Annotated in this window: 17 protein-coding genes; 9 read left to right on the forward strand and 8 right to left on the reverse strand. The window is 71.1% G+C overall.

Annotated features, from left to right (window positions below):
- Positions 1-10 precede the first annotated feature (10 nt).
- The 5 genes from G472_RS36990 to G472_RS36995 all read right to left on the reverse strand — a co-directional run bounded on the left by G472_RS36990 (position 11) and on the right by G472_RS36995 (position 4,274).
- Complete coding sequence (locus G472_RS36990; protein ID WP_029008294.1) at positions 11-1,108, reverse strand: AMIN domain-containing protein; 1,098 nt, start codon at positions 1,106-1,108, stop codon at positions 11-13.
- A gap of 22 nt (positions 1,109-1,130) precedes the next feature.
- Positions 1,131-1,835, reverse strand: coding sequence for an acylneuraminate cytidylyltransferase family protein (locus G472_RS0110125; RefSeq protein WP_029008295.1), 705 nt, complete (start codon positions 1,833-1,835; stop codon positions 1,131-1,133).
- Positions 1,832-2,509 (reverse strand): NTP transferase domain-containing protein, encoded by a 678-nt coding sequence (locus G472_RS0110130; RefSeq protein ID WP_029008296.1) that lies wholly within the window; start codon positions 2,507-2,509, stop codon positions 1,832-1,834. Before G472_RS0110130 ends, G472_RS0110125 begins: the two co-directional genes overlap by 4 nt.
- Entirely contained in the window at positions 2,509-3,186 is a 678-nt protein-coding gene (locus tag G472_RS32350; RefSeq protein ID WP_051340652.1) for a glycosyltransferase family 2 protein, read from the reverse strand. The genes G472_RS0110130 and G472_RS32350 overlap by 1 nt, the downstream gene beginning before the upstream one ends.
- Positions 3,187-3,275: 89 nt before the next feature.
- Complete coding sequence (locus tag G472_RS36995) at positions 3,276-4,274, reverse strand: matrixin family metalloprotease (RefSeq protein WP_051340653.1); 999 nt, start codon at positions 4,272-4,274, stop codon at positions 3,276-3,278.
- Between the two features lie 628 nt (positions 4,275-4,902).
- Here G472_RS36995 and G472_RS32360 point away from each other — a divergent pair.
- From G472_RS32360 to G472_RS0110165, 5 genes are all read left to right on the forward strand, one after another.
- Positions 4,903-6,099, forward strand: a complete 1,197-nt coding sequence (locus tag G472_RS32360) for a 4Fe-4S dicluster domain-containing protein (protein WP_035691814.1) — start codon at positions 4,903-4,905, stop codon at positions 6,097-6,099.
- Positions 6,100-6,102: 3 nt separating this feature from the next.
- Complete coding sequence (locus tag G472_RS0110150) at positions 6,103-6,585, forward strand: cyclic nucleotide-binding domain-containing protein (protein WP_029008297.1); 483 nt, start codon at positions 6,103-6,105, stop codon at positions 6,583-6,585.
- 12 nt (positions 6,586-6,597) lie between these two features.
- Entirely contained in the window at positions 6,598-7,488 is an 891-nt protein-coding gene (locus G472_RS0110155) for an FAD/NAD(P)-binding protein (RefSeq protein ID WP_051340654.1), read from the forward strand.
- Between the two features lie 2 nt (positions 7,489-7,490).
- The gene (locus tag G472_RS0110160; RefSeq protein ID WP_029008299.1) at positions 7,491-8,288 is read left to right on the forward strand and encodes an NADH-quinone oxidoreductase subunit B family protein; all 798 of its coding nucleotides are present in this window, start codon (positions 7,491-7,493) and stop codon (positions 8,286-8,288) included.
- A gap of 129 nt (positions 8,289-8,417) precedes the next feature.
- Positions 8,418-9,731, forward strand: coding sequence for a Ni/Fe hydrogenase subunit alpha (locus G472_RS0110165; RefSeq protein WP_029008300.1), 1,314 nt, complete (start codon positions 8,418-8,420; stop codon positions 9,729-9,731).
- Here G472_RS0110165 and G472_RS32365 read toward each other — a convergent pair.
- Complete coding sequence (locus tag G472_RS32365; RefSeq protein WP_211100173.1) at positions 9,712-10,644, reverse strand: DMT family transporter; 933 nt, start codon at positions 10,642-10,644, stop codon at positions 9,712-9,714. The genes G472_RS0110165 and G472_RS32365 overlap by 20 nt on opposite strands.
- A gap of 102 nt (positions 10,645-10,746) precedes the next feature.
- On the opposite strand from G472_RS32365, the gene G472_RS39745 reads away from it, so the two are divergent.
- Positions 10,747-11,625: a LysR substrate-binding domain-containing protein gene (locus G472_RS39745; protein WP_051340655.1), complete on the forward strand. Its 879-nt coding sequence runs from the start codon at positions 10,747-10,749 to the stop codon at positions 11,623-11,625.
- Entirely contained in the window at positions 11,622-12,104 is a 483-nt protein-coding gene (locus G472_RS39750) for a hydrogenase maturation protease (RefSeq protein WP_029008301.1), read from the forward strand. Before G472_RS39745 ends, G472_RS39750 begins: the two co-directional genes overlap by 4 nt.
- On the opposite strand, the gene G472_RS0110185 is transcribed toward G472_RS39750, so the two are convergent.
- Positions 12,079-13,008: an NAD-dependent epimerase/dehydratase family protein gene (locus tag G472_RS0110185; protein WP_029008302.1), complete on the reverse strand. Its 930-nt coding sequence runs from the start codon at positions 13,006-13,008 to the stop codon at positions 12,079-12,081. The genes G472_RS39750 and G472_RS0110185 overlap by 26 nt on opposite strands.
- Before the next feature lie 798 nt (positions 13,009-13,806).
- On the opposite strand from G472_RS0110185, the gene G472_RS0110190 reads away from it, so the two are divergent.
- Both G472_RS0110190 and G472_RS0110195 read left to right on the forward strand, forming a co-directional pair.
- The gene (locus G472_RS0110190) at positions 13,807-15,318 is read left to right on the forward strand and encodes a hypothetical protein (RefSeq protein WP_029008303.1); all 1,512 of its coding nucleotides are present in this window, start codon (positions 13,807-13,809) and stop codon (positions 15,316-15,318) included.
- Positions 15,319-15,431: 113 nt separating this feature from the next.
- Positions 15,432-15,662, forward strand: a complete 231-nt coding sequence (locus G472_RS0110195; protein ID WP_029008304.1) for a hypothetical protein — start codon at positions 15,432-15,434, stop codon at positions 15,660-15,662.
- Between the two features lie 129 nt (positions 15,663-15,791).
- Here G472_RS0110195 and G472_RS0110200 read toward each other — a convergent pair whose 3' ends face one another.
- A complete protein-coding gene (locus G472_RS0110200) occupies positions 15,792-16,541 on the reverse strand; it encodes a glycosyltransferase family 2 protein (protein WP_029008305.1) in 750 nt (249 codons plus the stop codon).
- Positions 16,542-16,560 lie beyond the last annotated feature (19 nt).

The raw sequence follows: 16,560 nt of genomic DNA on the forward strand, positions 1-16,560 counted from the left end.
CCCGCCGCCGTCAGGGCCCTCCCGTCACGTCGATCACCATGCGGTGCCCGCGCTCGCCGGACGGCGGAAAGTGCGCGGCGTACTTCACGCGAATGGCGCCGTCGCCGCTGAGCGTCAGCCGGGTGCCGCCGCTTGCCAGGGGTTCCGCGCGGAAGGCCAGTGCCGGGGCGGCACGCGCCAGGGTGCCGCGGCGGGCGGTCGTCCAGGCCACGTGCGGCAGATCGACGATCAGCGTGCGGGGGTCCGCCTGGCGAGGCGCCGGCCGCTCCGCCGGGCCGGACAGGTCGAGGACGATGCGGGTGGCGTCGGGATGGGTGCCGAAGCGCAGGGCCGTGACCGCCGAACCCGGTGCGGCGGCCGTGGCCGGAGCGGGCATCGGCGCGGCGGCCTGGGGTGCCGGAGCGGGCTGCGGCGGCCGCGGCTTGGGCGGCGGCACGGCCACGGTCACCGCCACGGCGGCCGGCGGCTCCGGCGGGCGCGCAGGCACCGCCGCGGGTGGCGGTGCGGGGGGCGCGGCCGCGGCCCGGGCGGGCAGGCGCACCTCCGTGCCGGCGGGCAGCCAGACGTCGGGCAGCTCGGGGTTGGCGGCGCGCAGCGTGGCGGAGGTGTAGCCGGTCACCTCCGCCACCCGCGCCAGCGTGCCGCCGCTGCGGATCACATAGCGGATGTCAGACCCGGGCGGGGGTGACGCGGGGGCGGGAAGGGCCGGGGCCGGGGGCCCTGCGGATGGTGCCGGTTCAGCCATCGCCGGAACCGGGGCGGCCGGTGCGGGCTCCGGTGCCTCGGCCGTCTGCGGTTCGGCGGAGTCCGGGGCAGGGGGGTACAGGCCGGCGGTGCGGCCCTCGGCGCGGCCGAACAGGCGGTAATGCTCGTACCCGCTGGAGAAATCGCCGAGCCGGACGGCGTCGGCCACGTCGGCATAGGCCGCGAGATAGGCGTCCTCCCGCCAGCCGGCGGGCGGTGCCAGATCCTCCCACACCGCCTCGTCGGGCGCCGCCCCGAACAGCGTCCGGGCGAAGTCGCCGCGCACCCCCATCCGGTGGGCCAGGGTGGAGGCCCACCACGGCAGCAGGGCGACGACCAGCAGCGCGACGACGCTTTTCCACATGGGCGGCGGCCGGCGGGGGCGGTCAGCGGCCGCCCTTCTCCTTCAGATAGCGGTAGGCCTGGTCGGCCAGCCACAGGTCGAAGGCGTCGTGGATGTCGATGCCCGACGCGGTGTCCGTCACCTCGACGATCTCCACCCGGTCGCCGATGCGGCGGCCGCTGCGGATCAGGTCCGACCGGCTGGCGCAGGCCAGGCCGGTGTCCTCGCGGTAGATGGGGGTGCGGGTCTGGCGCGGCCCGTAGACGGCCATCCAGTCGAAGACCCGCTTCAGTTCGCCCTCCGGCGTGCGGTACCAGAAGTTCTTGTGGGTCTTGTAGGCGGCGAAGACACTCTCCAGCTCCGGCCGCTCCTTCAGCAGGGTCACCGCGCGGGTGATCCAGGCGGGGTCGCGGAAGATGTCGGTGGGCTGCAGGAAGACCACGATGTCGAAGGGTCCGTCCACCGCCTCGGCCCGCTCCAGCGCGTCCTTCAGCACCGGCTCGGTGGGGGTCAGGTCCTCCGCCAGCGACGGGTCGCGCAGGAAGGGCGCCCAGGCGCCGGCGGCGACGGCAGCGTCGCGGATCTCCTCGCTGTCGGTGGTGATCAGCACCCGGTCGCACACGCCGGACTGCACCGCGTGCTCCACCGAATGGGCGATCAGCGGCTTGCCGCCGACGGGCAGCACGTTCTTGCCGGGCAAGCCCTTGGAGCCGCCGCGGGCGGGGAGGATGGCGATGACGCGGCTCATTGGATGCTGTCCTCCAGGCTTTCGAGTTCGCCGGCGATCACCCGGGCGACCGCCAGGCTCACCGAATCACGGATGTCGACCAGGCCCCAGAAGCGGTCCACCACCTCGAACCCGACGGAGTCGCCCAGCCGCCGGCCGTGGCGCAGCAGGTGCGGGCGGGTGGCGAGGCCGAGGCCCACCATCTCCTGGTAATAGGTGCGGTCGCGGTGGTCGCCGCCGGGGCTGAGCGCGGTGATGGTGTCGTCGGCGTCGAGATGCCAGAGGTTGGCCTTGAACTGGCGCACGCACACCACGCTGTCCAGGTGCGGGCGGGCCCGCAGGTTCTCCACCGTGCGCCCCACCAGGCCGCGCGGGCGGAAGGGGTGGGTGGCTTCCAGCACGGCGACGACCGCCGCGTCCGGCCGCAGGTCGTTCATCGCCGCCAGCAGGGCGGGAACGTAGTCGTGGACGGTGCGGTCGTGGACCACGACGCCGCGGCCGAAGGCGCGCGCCGCCGCCTTCACCTCGTCCGCGTCGGTGGTCACGGCGACGGTGGCGCCGGGCAGCTCCTCCACCGCCGCCGCCAGGGTGCGTTCCAGGCTGGAGCGGCCGGCCAGAGGCTCCAGCAGCCGGTCGGTGCGGCCGCCGGCCAGCACGGGAACCAGCACGATGGGGGACGGGTCAGGGGCGGCCATCACCTGGAACTCCGGATGATCTCGATGACTTCGGCGACCCGCTTGGCGCGGCCCTCGTCGCGGCCCTGGTGGATGCCGTGGTGGTGGTAGACGCGCATGTGCGGCTCGTACACGATCTCCCAGCCGGCACCGATCATGCGCCGGCCCCATTCGCGGTCTTCGACGCCGCGGATCTCCTCGTCGAAGGGCTGGTCGCGCCAGATCGACTTGCGGATGCCGGAATTGGCGTTGTGGAAGAAATAGTCCTTGCGCTGGCGCACCCGCTCCTCGCGGAAGGTGGTCCACAGGTCGCGCCGGTCCATGTAGGAGGTCTCGGGCAGCGGCTCCTGACGGCCGTAGACGCCGCACACCCGCTCGTCCCCCTCCGGCCCCAGGTGGGCCAGCAGGTAGTCGCCCCACAGCTCATCCACCGGCACGCAGTGGGCCGACACCAGCGCCACCACCTCGTGGCGGGCGGCCTCGATGCCGATGTTGAGGGCGCGCCCGTAGGTGAACTCGGCGCGGCCGATGTTCAGGACCGTGGCGCCGAAGCGCCGGGCGATGGGCACGGTGTCGTCGGTGGACTCGTTGTCCACCAGGATGATCTCGATATCCGGCACGCGCTGATTCCGCAACGCGGTGCAGCAGCGGCCGATCCAGGCGGCTTCGTTCTTCGAGCGGAGGACGACGCTGATCATCGGAGGTCCATGGCGGCGGCCGCGGCGGCGACCGGGAAGCGGTCGCCCGATCAACTACCGCATCCATGGCCCTCCTTACAACCGGCGCTTCAGGCCGCCAGCCATTCCGCCGCGGCCGACGCGGGATCGACGCCCAGCAGCGTGACCGTCGTGCCCCGGCCGGTGTCCAGCCGGGCGCTGCCGTCCTCCGCCGCCGACCACACGAGCACGGGGCCGTGCATCACCAGCACAATGCGGTCGCCCGCGGCGGCGTCGAAATCGACGACCACGTTGTCGCCGCCCCCGGTCCCGAAGACGAAGAGGTCGGCCCCGGTGCCGCCGTCCAGCGTGTCGTTGCCGGTCCCGCCGTGCAGCACGTCGTCGCCGGCCCCGCCCATCAGCAGGTCGTCGCCCCGGCCGCCGAACAGCGTGTCGTCGTCGCGGCCGCCGTGGATCACGTCGTCGCCCGCGTGGCCGTAGAGGATGTCGGCGCCCTGATGCCCAAGGATGGTGTCGTCCGCCGCCGAGCCGCGGATCAGGTCGTAGCCGGGGCCGCCGGCCAGCGGGGCACCGCTGCCGTCGCCCGTCAGTTCGCGGTCGAAGCCGTAGAGCCGCTGCACCGCCGCCACGTCCACCGGGCCGGGCATGGCTGGGAAGTGGCCCTCGGCGGTCCCGACATAGGACATCACCGTCAGGGAATGGTCGCCGTCGAGCCCCAGATGGTGCTGGTGGGGATGGGACAGGCCCAGCACATGGCCGATCTCGTGCAAGGCAATCCACAGGGATTCGGCGGGGCCGTGGAGGTCCGGCGTGTCCGGCAGGCCAACGAAGCCGCGCACGATGGCCGGAAGCGGCTCCTCATCGGCCCAGAACACCGACCAGCCCTTGGCGTTGTGGGGTGCGTCCAGGTCGGCCAGGGTGGTGAACTCGATGTCCGCCCGCTCCGCCGAGCCGACCTGAACCAGGTCCAGCCCGCTGACCCGGTCCCAGTTCTCCATGGCGGAATGGATGTAGGGGGTCCAGGCCTCCAGGGGTCCGTGGACGTAGTAGGTCAGCTCGGTCTTTGTCCAGTGCCAGCCGGCGGGATACAGAATGGCGCTCGCGTCCATGCCCCTCGTCCTCGTCGAACGCACGACCGCCCGCCGTCGGAAGCGGGGTGTCCCTCTTCCGGCGTGTCGATCGGTGTGCGCGTTGTTTGCGTGATCCGGGATCGCGCCCGGCGGTGGGCAAGATGTGAGGGGCGCCGGACAAATCCCCATTGCGTAAAAGAAAGGATAGGCGGCGCAATGGTTCCCGCGCGATCGGATCATGTAATTTATGCAGAAGGGGTGTGGTCACCCGATACGGGACAACGTTTCGGCCGGTCCGAGACAACTCCTGTGGGCTAGGAAACCGGATGATCTGATTTCTATAGCCGTTGGGGGTGGTCCCTGTGCGGAATCTGCATGACGAGAGTCCGTGCGGCGCCGGGCGCAGGCGGACCAGTTCACGGTTCCATATGGAAAACTACCGGGAAGCATTGTTTCCACCGGCGAACGGACGATCAGCTCAAATCCGGTGTATAGAGATAATCATTCGCATATGAGATCGGCATCGAGATCATACAGGGATCTGTCGCCGGGGCGGCATTGTGCCGCGGTGCGGTACAATCGGCGATGCTGCATTGCGAAATCGCTTAACGAACGCTTTCCGGGGCGTATACTGTCAGGGACGCGTCGCTTCGCGGAGACGGAACCAATGGATCGCAAGGACACCTTGATCGACCGGCGGGCCGTGGTTGGCCGCAACGGCCTGGACGCCCTCATCGCCACCCTGCGGGGCGAGGGGTATGCGGTCATCGGGCCGCAGGCCCGCGACGGCACCATTGTCTACGATCCCATCGACTCCACCGCCGATCTTCCCATCGGGCTGGCGGACGACCAGGACGGCGGCCGGTACCGGCTGGTCGAGGGGGCGCCCGGCGCCCTGTTCGGCACCACGGTGGGGCCCCACACCTGGAAACGCTATCTCTATCCGCCCCGCCAGGCCCTGTGGTCGGCCACCGCCGACGGCGCGGAGGGCGGCTTCGCGGTGACCGTGCCCGACACGGCAGCACCGCGTTACGCCTTCTTCGGCGTGCGCCCGTGCGAGCTGAAGGCGATGGCGGTGCAGGACCGGGTGTTCGGTGCCGCTCCCGACGCGGCGGGCCGCCCGGCGGACTACACCGACCGCGGCTACGCCGCGCGGCGGGCGGCCGCGTTCATCGTCGCCGTCAACTGCGGGCGGCCCGGCGGCACCTGCTTCTGCGTGTCCATGGACGGCGGGCCGAAGGCGGAGGCCGGCTACGACCTGGCGGTGACGGAGCTGCTGGGCGACGGCCGCCACGACTTCCTGGTGGAGGCGGGCAGCGAGCGCGGCGCCGCCGTGCTGGCGGGGTTGCCCGGCCGACGGGCGGAGATGCGCGACCTCACCATGGCCGAGGCGGCGCTGCTGCACGCCCGCACCGCCATGGGGCGGGAGATGGTGCCGGGCGTGGCCGACCTGCTGGCCGGCAACCTGGAACATTCGCGCTGGGACCATGTGGCGGCGCGCTGCCTGTCGTGCGCCAACTGCACCATGGTGTGCCCCACCTGCTTCTGCTCCACCGTGGAGGACACCACCGACCTCGCCGGAACCACCACGGTGCGGGAACGGCGGTGGGATTCCTGCTTCACGCTCGACTTCTCCTACATCCACGGCGGCAGCATCCGGCGCGAGACGCGCTCGCGCTATCGCCAGTGGATCACCCACAAACTGTCGACCTGGCACGCGCAGTTCGGCACGTCGGGCTGCACCGGCTGCGGGCGCTGCATCACCTGGTGCCCGGTCGGCATCGACATCACCGAGGAGGCGCGCGCCATCCGCGACGGCGGACCGTCGGGCGGCGGCGGCCACACCAGCCGGAAGGAGGGATGACCGATGGTCCAGGTCGACGGGTTGGATCGTCTGCTCCGGGAGCACCCGTTCTTCCGGGAGTTCGACGCCGAGGCGCTGGCGCTGATGGCCGGCTGCGCGCGCAACGAACGGTTCGAGGCGGGGCAGGTGATCCTGCGCGCCGGTGATGCGGCGGACCGCTTCTACATCCTGCGCCACGGCGACGTGGCGGTGGAGGTGGCTATCCCCGGCCGCGGCCGCCGGCCGCTGGAGACGCTGCACGCCGGCGACATCCTCGGCTGGTCCTGGCTGGTGCCGCCCTACCGGCTCACCTTCGACGCCCGTGCCCTGACGCTGGTGCGGGCCATCAGCCTGGACGCCGCCTGCCTGCGCGCGAAGATGGAGGAGAACCACGAGATGGGCTACCGCCTCCTGCAACGCTTCGTGCCGGTGATGGCGGAACGGCTGACCGCAGCGCGGTTGCAGCTTCAGGACCTCTACGGGCCCTCCGCGGCCCCGGTCCTGTAGGGGAGGACGGCCATGGGAATCGACCTGCCGGACCCGGCCGTGATCGCGCCGGCCGCCCCCGCCCCCGCCCCCGCAGCCGCCGCGGACCCCATGACGCCGCGCCCCTTCCGGGTGCTGCGCACCAAGCGGGAGCTGTCGGACACCTTCACCCTGTGGCTGGAGGCCGCCGACGGCACCCCCTTCGCCTTCCGGCCCGGCCAGTTCAACATGGTCTACACCTTCGGCGTCGGGGAGGTGCCGATCTCCATCTCCGGCGATCCCGCCGACCCGTCCGTGCTGGTGCACACCATCCGCTCCGTCGGCAAGGTGACGGAGGCGCTGGGCCGTCTCGGCCCCGGCGCCACGGTGGGCATCCGCGGCCCCTTCGGCTCCGCCTGGCCGGTGGAGGTGGCGGACGGCCACGACGCGGTGTTCGTCGCCGGTGGCGTCGGCCTGGCGCCCCTGCGCCCGGCCATCTACCGGGTGCTGGCCCAGCGGGCGAAGTACGGCAACGTGGTCATCCTCTACGGTGCGCGCACGCCGGAGGACATGCTGTTCGCGCGTGAGCTGCAACAGTGGCGGGGCCGCTTCGACGTATCGGTGCACGTCACCGTCGACCGCGTCACCGGCCACTGGGGCGGCAAGGTCGGGGTGGTGACCAACCTGATCAAGGCCGGCGGCTTCGACCGCCGCGACGCGGTCGCCTTCGTGTGCGGGCCCGAGGTGATGATGCGCTACGCCGCCGAGGCGCTGGTGGAGCGCGGCACCGCGCGGGAGAATGTGTGGCTGTCCATGGAACGCAACATGAAGTGCGCCGTCGGCTTCTGCGGCCACTGCCAGTTCGGCCCGACCTTCGTGTGCCGCGACGGCCCGGTCTACCGGTACGACGCGCTGGAGAAGCTGCTCACCGTGTGGGAGCTGTAGCCATGCCCAATGCCCGCAAACCCGCGCCCACCCGGCCCAAGCTGGCGGTGTGGAAGTTCTCGTCCTGCGACGGCTGCCAGCTCTCGCTGCTCGACTGTGAGGACGAGCTGCTGGCCGTCGCCGGGGCGGTGGAGATCGCCTATTTCCTCGAAGCGACACGCATGGAGATCAAAGGCCCCTACGACGTCTCGCTGGTCGAGGGCTCCATCACCACGCCGCACGACGCCGCGCGCATCCGCAAGATCCGCCGGCAGTCGAAGGTGCTGATCACCATCGGCGCCTGCGCCACGGCCGGCGGTATCCAGGCCATGCGCAACTTCCGCGACGTGGAGGCGTTCACCCGCGCGGTCTATGCCCATCCCGAATACATCGACGCGCTGGCCACCTCCACCGCCATCCAGGACCATGTGGCGGTGGATTTCGAGCTGCGCGGCTGTCCGGTGAACAAGTACCAGCTTCTCGAGGTGCTGAACGCCTTCCTGAACGGCCGCAAGGCGGTGGTGCCGGCGCACAGCCAGTGCGTGGAGTGCAAGATGAACGGCAGCGTCTGCGTCATGGTGGCGCACGGCACGCCGTGCCTCGGCCCGGTGACCCAGGCCGGCTGCGGCAACCTGTGCCCGGCCTGCGACCGCGGCTGCTACGCCTGCTTCGGCCCCAAGGAATCCCCCAACACCGCCAGCCTGGCCAACCGCCTGCGCGAGCTGGGCCTGGACCGCCGTGACCTGGCCCTGGCCTTCCGCTCCTTCACCGCCAACGCCGAAGCCTTCCGGCAGGAGGGGGACGTGCATGATGAGCGCTGAGGTCCGCCCTCCCTCGCCTCCGGCGGGGGAGGGAACCCGGAACGATCACGCAGGCATCAACACCGGCATCCTCGGCAACCCCGAAGGCGTCGCCGCGACGATCCCGGGACACATCGCAGAGGTGAACCCATGACCGTCCTCGAATCGGCCCCCGGCACCCGCACCATCAAGGTCGATGCGCTCGCCCGCGTCGAGGGCGAGGGGGCGTTGTACGTCCGGGTCCGGAACGGTGTGGTCCGGGACGTGAAGTTCCGCATCTTCGAGCCGCCGCGCTTCTTCGAGGCCCTGTTGCAGGGTCGTCCCTATTCCGACGCGCCCGACATCACCGCGCGCATCTGCGGCATCTGCCCCGTCGCCTATCTGATGGGCGCCAGCCTGGCCATGGAGGAGGCGCTGGGGGTGGAGGTGCCCGACACCATCCGCCGCATCCGCCGCCTGATGTACTGCGGCGAGTGGATCGAGAGCCACGTGCTGCACGCCTACCTGCTGCACGCGCCGGACTTCATGGGGTTCGAGGATGCCCTGCAGATCGCCAGGGTCCACCCCGGCGTGGTGGAGCGGGCGCTGGAGCTGAAGAAGCTGGGCAACCGCATCCTGGAGGTGATCGGCGGGCGCGCCGTCCACCCCGTGAACACGAAGGTCGGCGGCTTCTACAAGGCGCCGCGCAAGGCCGAGGTGCGCGGGCTGGCCGAGCCGCTGAAGCGGGCGGTGGACGACTCCCTGGCCACCATCAGGCTGTTCGCCGGGCTGGAGTTCCCCGCCTTCGAATACGACTACACCTTCGTCGCCCTGCACCATCCCGAGGACTACGCCATCGAGCGCGGCCGGCTGGTGTCCAACCGCGGCCTCGACATCCCCGTCAGCGCCTTCGAGGACCATTTCGACGAGGAGCACGTAAAGCACTCCAACGCGCTGCACGGCGTGCTGAAGGACGGCAGCGGGCCGTACATGACCGGCCCGCTCGCCCGCTACGCCCTCAACCACGACCAGCTTTCGCCCCTGGCCCGCGAGGCGGCGGCCGAGGCCGGTCTGGGCCGCGTCGTGCGCAACCCGTTCCAGAGCATCCTGGTGCGGGCGGTGGAGACGCTGTACGCCTGCGAGGAGGCGCTGAAGCTGGCCGAGGCGTACGAGGAGCCGGCGCCGCCGTCCGCCCCCGTCACGGTGCGCGCCGGCAGCGGCACCGGCTGCACCGAGGCGCCGCGCGGCATCTGCTGGCACCGCTACGACCTGGACGCCGAGGGGCGCATCCTCACCGCCCGCATCGTCCCCCCCACCGCGCAGAACCAGAAACAGATCGAGCGCGACCTGTGGGGCGTGGTGGCGGCCAACCTCGACCTGCCCGACGATCAGCTCAAGTGGCGCTGCGAGCAGGCGATCCGCAACTACGACCCCTGCATCTCCTGCGCCACCCATTTCCTCACCCTCACGGTTGAGCGGGAGTAGGCCGGGTCACCAGCCGGATGGCGATCGCCACCGGCACGATGCCGAGCAGGTCGGGCAGGTGCACCGGCTCGCCCAGCAGCGCCCAGCCGAACAGCAGGCCCAGCGGCGGCATCAGGAAGTGGTAGGCGCTGGCCGCCGTCGCCGTGGTGCGGGCGATCAGCGCGTACCACAGCAGATGCGCGCCGATCGACACCACCACCACCAGATAGGCCAGCGACAGGCCGAGCGAGGCGGTGAGGGTGACGGCGCCCGCATCCTCCAGCGCCAGCGCCACCGGCAGCAGCACCACCCCGCCGGCCAGCGTCTGCACACCGCCGTTGACCGCCAGCCCGGCCGGCGGCGCGTGGCGCTTGTACAGGAGCGTCCCCGCCACCATGGCGACCAGCGCCCCCACCGCCAGCAGGATGCCCGCGGGATCGTCGGCCCCGCCGTTCAGCCGCCCGCGCACGATGATCCCGACGCCCAGCACCCCCAGCACCAGCCCCGCCCCCTTGGCCGCGGTCAGCCGCTCGCCCAGCAGCGGCGCCGCCACCGCAGCGGTCAGCACCGGGGCGGAACTGACGATGATCGCCACCAGCCCCGAGGACACCGTCTCCATGGCCACGAAGCAGAGCCCCAGATAGAGCGCCGTGTTGACGACGCCGAGTGCCGCCAGAACCAGCCAGCCCCGTCCGTCCAGCCGCCGCAGGTGCCCCAGCGCGGCGGCGGCGGCCAGCAGCACCGCGCCGGCCAGCAGGAAGCGGACCGACAGCATAAGCAGCGGCGGCGCGTCGGCCAGGGCGATCTTGCCCACCGCGAACGCCGAACTCCACCCCAGGCAGAAGGGCACCACCAGGGACAGCGGCGCCCCGGTGCTGCGCTCCCCCGCCGCCTGTTCCCCTGCCGGCACCGTGCCGGCCATGGCCCGTGTCATCGCTCCCTCCGTCGTTGTCGCAGGGAAGAGACTGGGCGCGGGGTATCGCATTGGGAAATGAAATGGTATGATCGAATCCATTCACAAAATGGATGAATGGCGATGGCCGAACTGGACCTGACCCTGTTGCGCACCTTCGTCTCGGTGGTCGAAACCGGCGGTTTCACCCGGGCCGGGGAGCGGGTGCACCGCACCCAGTCCACCATCAGCCAGCAGGTCCGCCGGCTGGAGGAGGCGCTGGGGGTGACGCTGCTGGAGCGCGGCACCCGCTCCGTCGCCCTGACCGACGAGGGGGAGCGGCTGCTGGCCTACGCCCGCCGCCTGCTGACCCTCAACGACGAGGCGCGCGCCGCGCTGGCCACCGGCCGCGAGGCGGTGGAGGTGGTGCGGGTCGGCGTGCCGGAGGACTATGCGGTGGATCGGCTGCCCGCCGTGCTGTCCGCCTTCGCCCGGCGCAACCGGCGCTACCGGCTGGACGTGCGTTGCGACATCAGCGTGCGGCTTCGCCACGGCTTCGAGACGGGCGAGCTGGACGTGGCGCTGCTGAAGCAGGAACCGGGCCGGCCCGGCGCCACCGCCGTGTGGCGGGAGCCGCTGTGCTGGGCCGCCGGTGCCGGTCACGAGGTGCACCGGGACGACCCGCTGCCGCTGGTCCTGTTCCCGCTGGGCTGCGTCTACCGCCACCGGGCGGTGCACGAGCTGGACGCCGCCGGCCGGCGCTGGCGGGTCGCCTACTCCAGCCCCAACCTGTCGGGGGTGCAAGCGGCGGTGCTGGCCGGGCTGGGGGTCGGGGTGCTGGCGCGCTCCTCCCTGCCGGCGGGGGCACGGGTGCTGGGCCCGGCCGACGGGCTGCCGGCCCTGCCCGACACGGAACTGGCGCTGCTCGCCGCGCCGGGAGCGGGTGACGGGGCCCGGCTGGTGGCGGAGCTGCTGTCCGGGTCGCTGGCCGGCGGCGACCATCCGCGGGAGGCGGCGGCATGAGCCCCGCGTGGTCCGGCACGCTCGTCCTCGGCATCGGCAACCGTTTGCGCAGCGACGACGGGGTGGGCCCCCGGGTCGCCGACCGCCTGGCCGCGGCCGGGGTGGCGGCGGCGGAGCATTCGGGCGAAGGGGCGGGGCTGATGGCCGCCTGGGAGGGGGCGGAGCGGGTGGTGCTGGTGGACGCCACCCGCTCCGGCGCCGCTCCGGGGACCCTGGTGCGCCTGGACGCCACGGCGCAGGCGCTGCCGCGCGACCTGCTGCGCTGTTCCAGCCACCTGTTCGGCGTGGCCGAGGCGGTGGAGACGGCGCGCGCCCTGAACCGCCTGCCGCCCGTCCTGATCGTCTACGGGATCGAGGGGGGGCGTTTCGACTTCGGCGAGTCGCTGACCCCCGCGGTGGCCGCCGCCGCCGGGGAGGCGGCGCGGCGCATCGCCGGGGAACTGGGGGTGGTGCTCACGCCGGAACCCGGTCCAGCGTAGCCGCCAGCCCGTCCAGCAGCCCGGTGCGGCAGCCCATGCCGAAGGCCGCGCGCAGGCGCGCGGGATCGCCGATGGACACGCGGATGTCGCCGGGCCGGGCCGGGTGGTGGATGCGACCCACCCGGTAGCCCGCCAGTTCCTCCAGCACGGAGGCGAGCATGGCGATGCTGGTCGGCCGGCCGGTGCACAGGTTGAAGATGCCGGCCCCGCGCGGCCGGCGCTCCATGGCGGCGGCCAGGAACTCCACCACGTCGCCGACATAGACGAAATCGCGCACCTGCTCGCCGTCGCCGTGGATGTCCAGGTCGCGGCCGCGGGCGATGCGCTGGGCGAAGATGGAGATGACGCCGGAATAGGGCGAGCGCGGGTCCTGGCGCGGGCCGTAGACGTTGAAGAAGCGGAAGCCCACCGTCGGCACGCCGTGGATCGACCAGGCCACGCGGCCGTGCAGTTCGCAGCCCAGCTTGTCGGCGCCGTAGGCCGACAGCGGCCGGGTCTCCGCGTCCTCGCCCAGCGGAGTGACGGGGTTGTCGCCGTAGACGGCGGCCGAGGAGGCGTAGACCACCGGCACCGGCGCGCCGGCTCCGGCGGTGCGGGCCGCCTCGAACACGGTGACGGTGCCCATCATGTTGGTGCGGTGGGTGTCGCTCCACGCCTCCTTGGAGCGCTGCACCGAGGCCACCGCGGCGAGGTGGAAGATGCCGTCGACGGCATCGGCGGCCTCGCGCACCGCCGCCGCGTCCGCCACGTCGCCGACCACCAGGCGGGCCGCCGCCGGCTTGTTCTCCAGCCGGCCGGTGGACAGATCGTCGAGGATGGTGACGCGATGCCCGTCGGCCAGCAACCGGTCGGCCAGGTGCGATCCGATGAAGCCGCAGCCCCCGGTGACCAGATAATGCGCCATTCGGTGCTCCCTTTCCGCTGCCGGCGCCGGCCGTACCGCCGGCGCCCCCGCAACAACGGCGATCATCGTCCAAAGGTGCCGCCGTGGCCAACGCCTCTTCGGCGTTACCTGCGACCGGTCCGCCGTCGCGGTCGGCGGAAGCCGTTCGGCGAATCGCCGGTCGATGACGGTCGTGTTGCAACGGGACAGGCGCCATCGCTTGTTCAACAGGCTTATCCACCGGGTTGCCAACAGAACTGTGGATAACTCCGGTCAAGCCGGCCCGGCGGCTCTCGTTGCCTCCTCCCGGTACCCCCGGTGCAACCGGAACGTGACGGCCGGTTTATGTCTGTCTGCCGATCCGGGCGTCGCGCCGGACCGGGAAACACAGCCAAGCCCCGGCGCGGAAGCCGCGGGCCGGCACATTGACCAAAGCCTGCAAATCTTCCGGCGTATTCATGCTCCGGTGGAACGGTACTCTTCTCGCCCGGCGGGATCTTGTTTCGTACCCCTGAGACAATCCATCGCACCCGGCTTGCGCAAAACGATCAAAATACGCCTTTATTGTTTTGAGATTCGCTGCACAGCGCGGGCCCCGCGATTGGTGATGCTAGCTACTATTTAAGGTTGATATTCCGCGCAAAAGGCTGCGCATTATTCGGCATTGTCTGAGGGGTTCGCATTATGGGGTCGCCTAGAAGAATTGATACGCGGGTGCTTTTGTGTGCCGTTGCGACCATAATCGTTGTCGCGGCTCGTCTGGCGCTGGCGAGTCGGAGTGAATATTGTGGCGTTACGGATTCCTGCGTCTATCTCGCTTTGGCGCAATCGCTGGCTTCGGGTGGGGGCCACGACCTTCCCTTTGCCTGGACGTGGCTGACCAGCGTGACGGCGTTACCGCACCCGGCCATCGACTACTGGCGGCCGGGCACTGCCTATTTCCTGCTGGCTGTAGCCCCATTCATCGGTGTGACGCTGTTTTCGGGTGCGGTGGTCCAGGAAGTCCTGAGCATCGGGATCGCCCTGGCCGCTGCCGCCATGGCCCGGCAGTTCACGCCGGAGCGGACGGTCGCGACGGCGGCCTATTTGATCGGCCTGACGCTCTCGCCCCTCTGGTGGGCCCACCTCACCCCTGACAGCATGATCCTGTACGGGTGTCTGGTCGGATGGTTTCTGGTCCTCGTGGCCGATCCCGGCGGCGGTCCGGGCCGCATGACCCTGGTGCTGCTCCTGGTTGCGGCCGCCACCCTCACCCGGAACGATGCCGTCCTCCTTGGCGTCCCGCTTGCCGTGTCCATCGTTATTGCCGTGCACCGCCTGCGGCGGTCGGGAGAGACCGGATGGCGCCCGTTCTCGCCGCTGCTGGCCCTTGCACTGTTTCCCCTGGCCCTCCTTCCCGCTCATCTCCTCAACGCGGCTTTCCTCGGAAACGCCGATTCGGGCAGCCTGAAGATCGCCCTGTTTGTCACCGACCTCCGGCAGTTCCAATGGTACGGGCACACCCCGGGGATTGACGGCCTGCCGGCCGAAGGGTGGGGCCGGCTGTTGGCCCTGCGTGCGGAAGCTGTGGCGGTCACCGCCGTCCGCATCATGCGCCACTTCGACCAGGTGGCTACCTTCGCCGCGGCAGCGGGGGCGGTGTTGCTGCTGATCCGGCCGGGCTGTGTCCGCAACCCGGCCGCGCTCATGCCTGCTGCCGGTTTCGTTCTTGCCGCCTTTGCCGCCTACACGCTGGTGATGCCCGGCATCGGCACGCACGCCTTCCTGCGCACCTATTTCGGACTTCTGCCGGTGCTGGCTGCACTGGCGGCGTTGGCGCTGTGGCACTTCGCCCCGTCGCCGCGAGCCGCGACCGCGGGGTTGATGCTGATCCTTCTGTTCTCGACCGTGGACGGACTGTCGCACGCACGGCGGTTGCTCGCGGAGAATGCCGGCGCGCGCGACCGGATGGTGACGGTGGCGTCTGTGCTCGAGGGTATGCCCGTACCGGGACGCCCGGTTCGGGTTCTGATCGACGACCCGGCGCAGTTCCACGTCACGACCGGGGTGCCGGCGCTGCCCCTGCCATCGAATGGCGTTCCGGCGGTGGCAAGGGCGGCGCTTGATCACCGGGTCAGCCACGTCGTGGCCCCCCGCGCGCTCGGCCCGGATCTCATGCGGGCACTGGGAGGTGCCGCGGTCGAGGTGCCGGGGACGGATCTGATGGTGCTGCCGCTCGATCCGCAACCGGGTGGCGGCAATCCCGGCAACGTGAGCCGGGAGACGCCGGCAGCTTTGAACGACGCCTCGGCGGCGCGACGGGTCATGCAAACGACATCAATCTATCGGTAGCCCACCGGAACCGGTCACACCATACGCGCCGTCATTCTCCGGCATGGCCCATTGAGAACCGGACCGGCCGGGCGGTCTTGCCACTGCGGGGCGATTTATGGTAAATGCGGGGTATGATCGACACCCGACGCACCGGCGACCGCGGCCATGAGCCGATTCAGCCCGATTCCGGCGGTGGCCGTCTGGCGCCCACCGGGCCCGGCGCCCGCGTGGCGCGCGCCGGCGAGGTGGGCGGTCGCCAGCGCATACCTACGGTCCGCCAGCTTGCCGGCCTGCTGGTCAACGGCATCCTCACCCTGCCGCGCAACTACCGCCGCGGGATGTTCCTCGACATCGTGGTGTGATGGGCTCATACGGCCGGAAAAAGCTCCGGTCCATTGGTTTCCGGCCGTGAAACCCGACAGATCAATGCTTTGCATGGATCGATAGCGTGATACCGACGGCATCATTCTGATGCCGTCGGTATCACGCCCTCACTGCGGCGCCACATAGTCCCGCACCCGCTCGCCGAACAGCCGTTCGGCCAGGAAGACCGGCAGTTCGTGCTGCGGCAGGCACAGGCTGGTGGAGCGGTTGTGCAGCACGTGCAGGCACAGGCCCGTCGTGTCGGGGCGGGCGGTGAACCGGAAACGGGCGCGGGCCTCGCGGGCGAAGGGGGCGTCCTCCAGGGCGGCAAGGGGCGGGAAGCGCACCGCCTCCCACACCCGGCGGCGGTAGGCGTAGGAGAATCCGTAGCCGATCAGGTTGTCGTCGGTCGCCGGCGCGTCCTGCTCCACCCGCGAGCGCGAGCGGCGAGCCCAGCGGAAGTGGGGGCCGCCCTGCGCGGTGTCCCAGTAGCCGAGACGGCCGTGCACCGCGGTGTAGAGAAACCAGCCGGACAGCTTGGCAAAGTCGTATCCCTCCTCCAGCCAGCCGACCAGCATGTCCACGTAGCCGGGCGCGTAGAGGTCGTCGTCGTCGAAATGCACGATGAATTCGCCGCGGGCGTGCTCCAGCAGGATGTTGCGCTTCTCGCCCAGCGGCACGCGCCGGTCGGTGTACAGGTAGCGCAGCCGCTCGTCCTGCCGGGCGCTGAGATAGGGCGACGGCTCCGGGCTGTCGTCGAGGACCAGCCATTCGATGTCCGTCCGGGTCTGGGCGGTGACGCAGGCGTGGCACCGCGGCAGCCATGCCTCCCGCAGGAAGGTGGGGGTGACGATGCTGACGAGCGGCCGTGCGGCCATGGCCGGAACCTCCGTTGAA

This window comes from Azospirillum halopraeferens DSM 3675 (assembly GCF_000429625.1).
Classification (GTDB): domain Bacteria; phylum Pseudomonadota; class Alphaproteobacteria; order Azospirillales; family Azospirillaceae; genus Azospirillum; species Azospirillum halopraeferens.

What these genes read in the sequence shown, in the direction of transcription:
- G472_RS36990 (WP_029008294.1), bottom strand. Translation starts at nt 1,108, where the DNA reads ATGTGGAAAAGCGTCGTCGCGCTGCTGGTCGTCGCCCTGCTGCCGTGG.
- G472_RS0110125 (WP_029008295.1), bottom strand. Translation starts at nt 1,835, where the DNA reads ATGAGCCGCGTCATCGCCATCCTCCCCGCCCGCGGCGGCTCCAAGGGC.
- G472_RS0110130 (WP_029008296.1), bottom strand. Translation starts at nt 2,509, where the DNA reads ATGGCCGCCCCTGACCCGTCCCCCATCGTGCTGGTTCCCGTGCTGGCC.
- G472_RS32350 (WP_051340652.1), bottom strand. Translation starts at nt 3,186, where the DNA reads ATGATCAGCGTCGTCCTCCGCTCGAAGAACGAAGCCGCCTGGATCGGC.
- G472_RS36995 (WP_051340653.1), bottom strand. Translation starts at nt 4,274, where the DNA reads ATGGACGCGAGCGCCATTCTGTATCCCGCCGGCTGGCACTGGACAAAG.
- G472_RS32360 (WP_035691814.1), top strand. Translation starts at nt 4,903, where the DNA reads ATGGATCGCAAGGACACCTTGATCGACCGGCGGGCCGTGGTTGGCCGC.
- G472_RS0110150 (WP_029008297.1), top strand. Translation starts at nt 6,103, where the DNA reads ATGGTCCAGGTCGACGGGTTGGATCGTCTGCTCCGGGAGCACCCGTTC.
- G472_RS0110155 (WP_051340654.1), top strand. Translation starts at nt 6,598, where the DNA reads ATGGGAATCGACCTGCCGGACCCGGCCGTGATCGCGCCGGCCGCCCCC.
- G472_RS0110160 (WP_029008299.1), top strand. Translation starts at nt 7,491, where the DNA reads ATGCCCAATGCCCGCAAACCCGCGCCCACCCGGCCCAAGCTGGCGGTG.
- G472_RS0110165 (WP_029008300.1), top strand. Translation starts at nt 8,418, where the DNA reads ATGACCGTCCTCGAATCGGCCCCCGGCACCCGCACCATCAAGGTCGAT.
- G472_RS32365 (WP_211100173.1), bottom strand. Translation starts at nt 10,644, where the DNA reads ATGACACGGGCCATGGCCGGCACGGTGCCGGCAGGGGAACAGGCGGCG.
- G472_RS39745 (WP_051340655.1), top strand. Translation starts at nt 10,747, where the DNA reads ATGGCCGAACTGGACCTGACCCTGTTGCGCACCTTCGTCTCGGTGGTC.
- G472_RS39750 (WP_029008301.1), top strand. Translation starts at nt 11,622, where the DNA reads ATGAGCCCCGCGTGGTCCGGCACGCTCGTCCTCGGCATCGGCAACCGT.
- G472_RS0110185 (WP_029008302.1), bottom strand. Translation starts at nt 13,008, where the DNA reads ATGGCGCATTATCTGGTCACCGGGGGCTGCGGCTTCATCGGATCGCAC.
- G472_RS0110195 (WP_029008304.1), top strand. Translation starts at nt 15,432, where the DNA reads ATGATCGACACCCGACGCACCGGCGACCGCGGCCATGAGCCGATTCAG.
- G472_RS0110200 (WP_029008305.1), bottom strand. Translation starts at nt 16,541, where the DNA reads ATGGCCGCACGGCCGCTCGTCAGCATCGTCACCCCCACCTTCCTGCGG.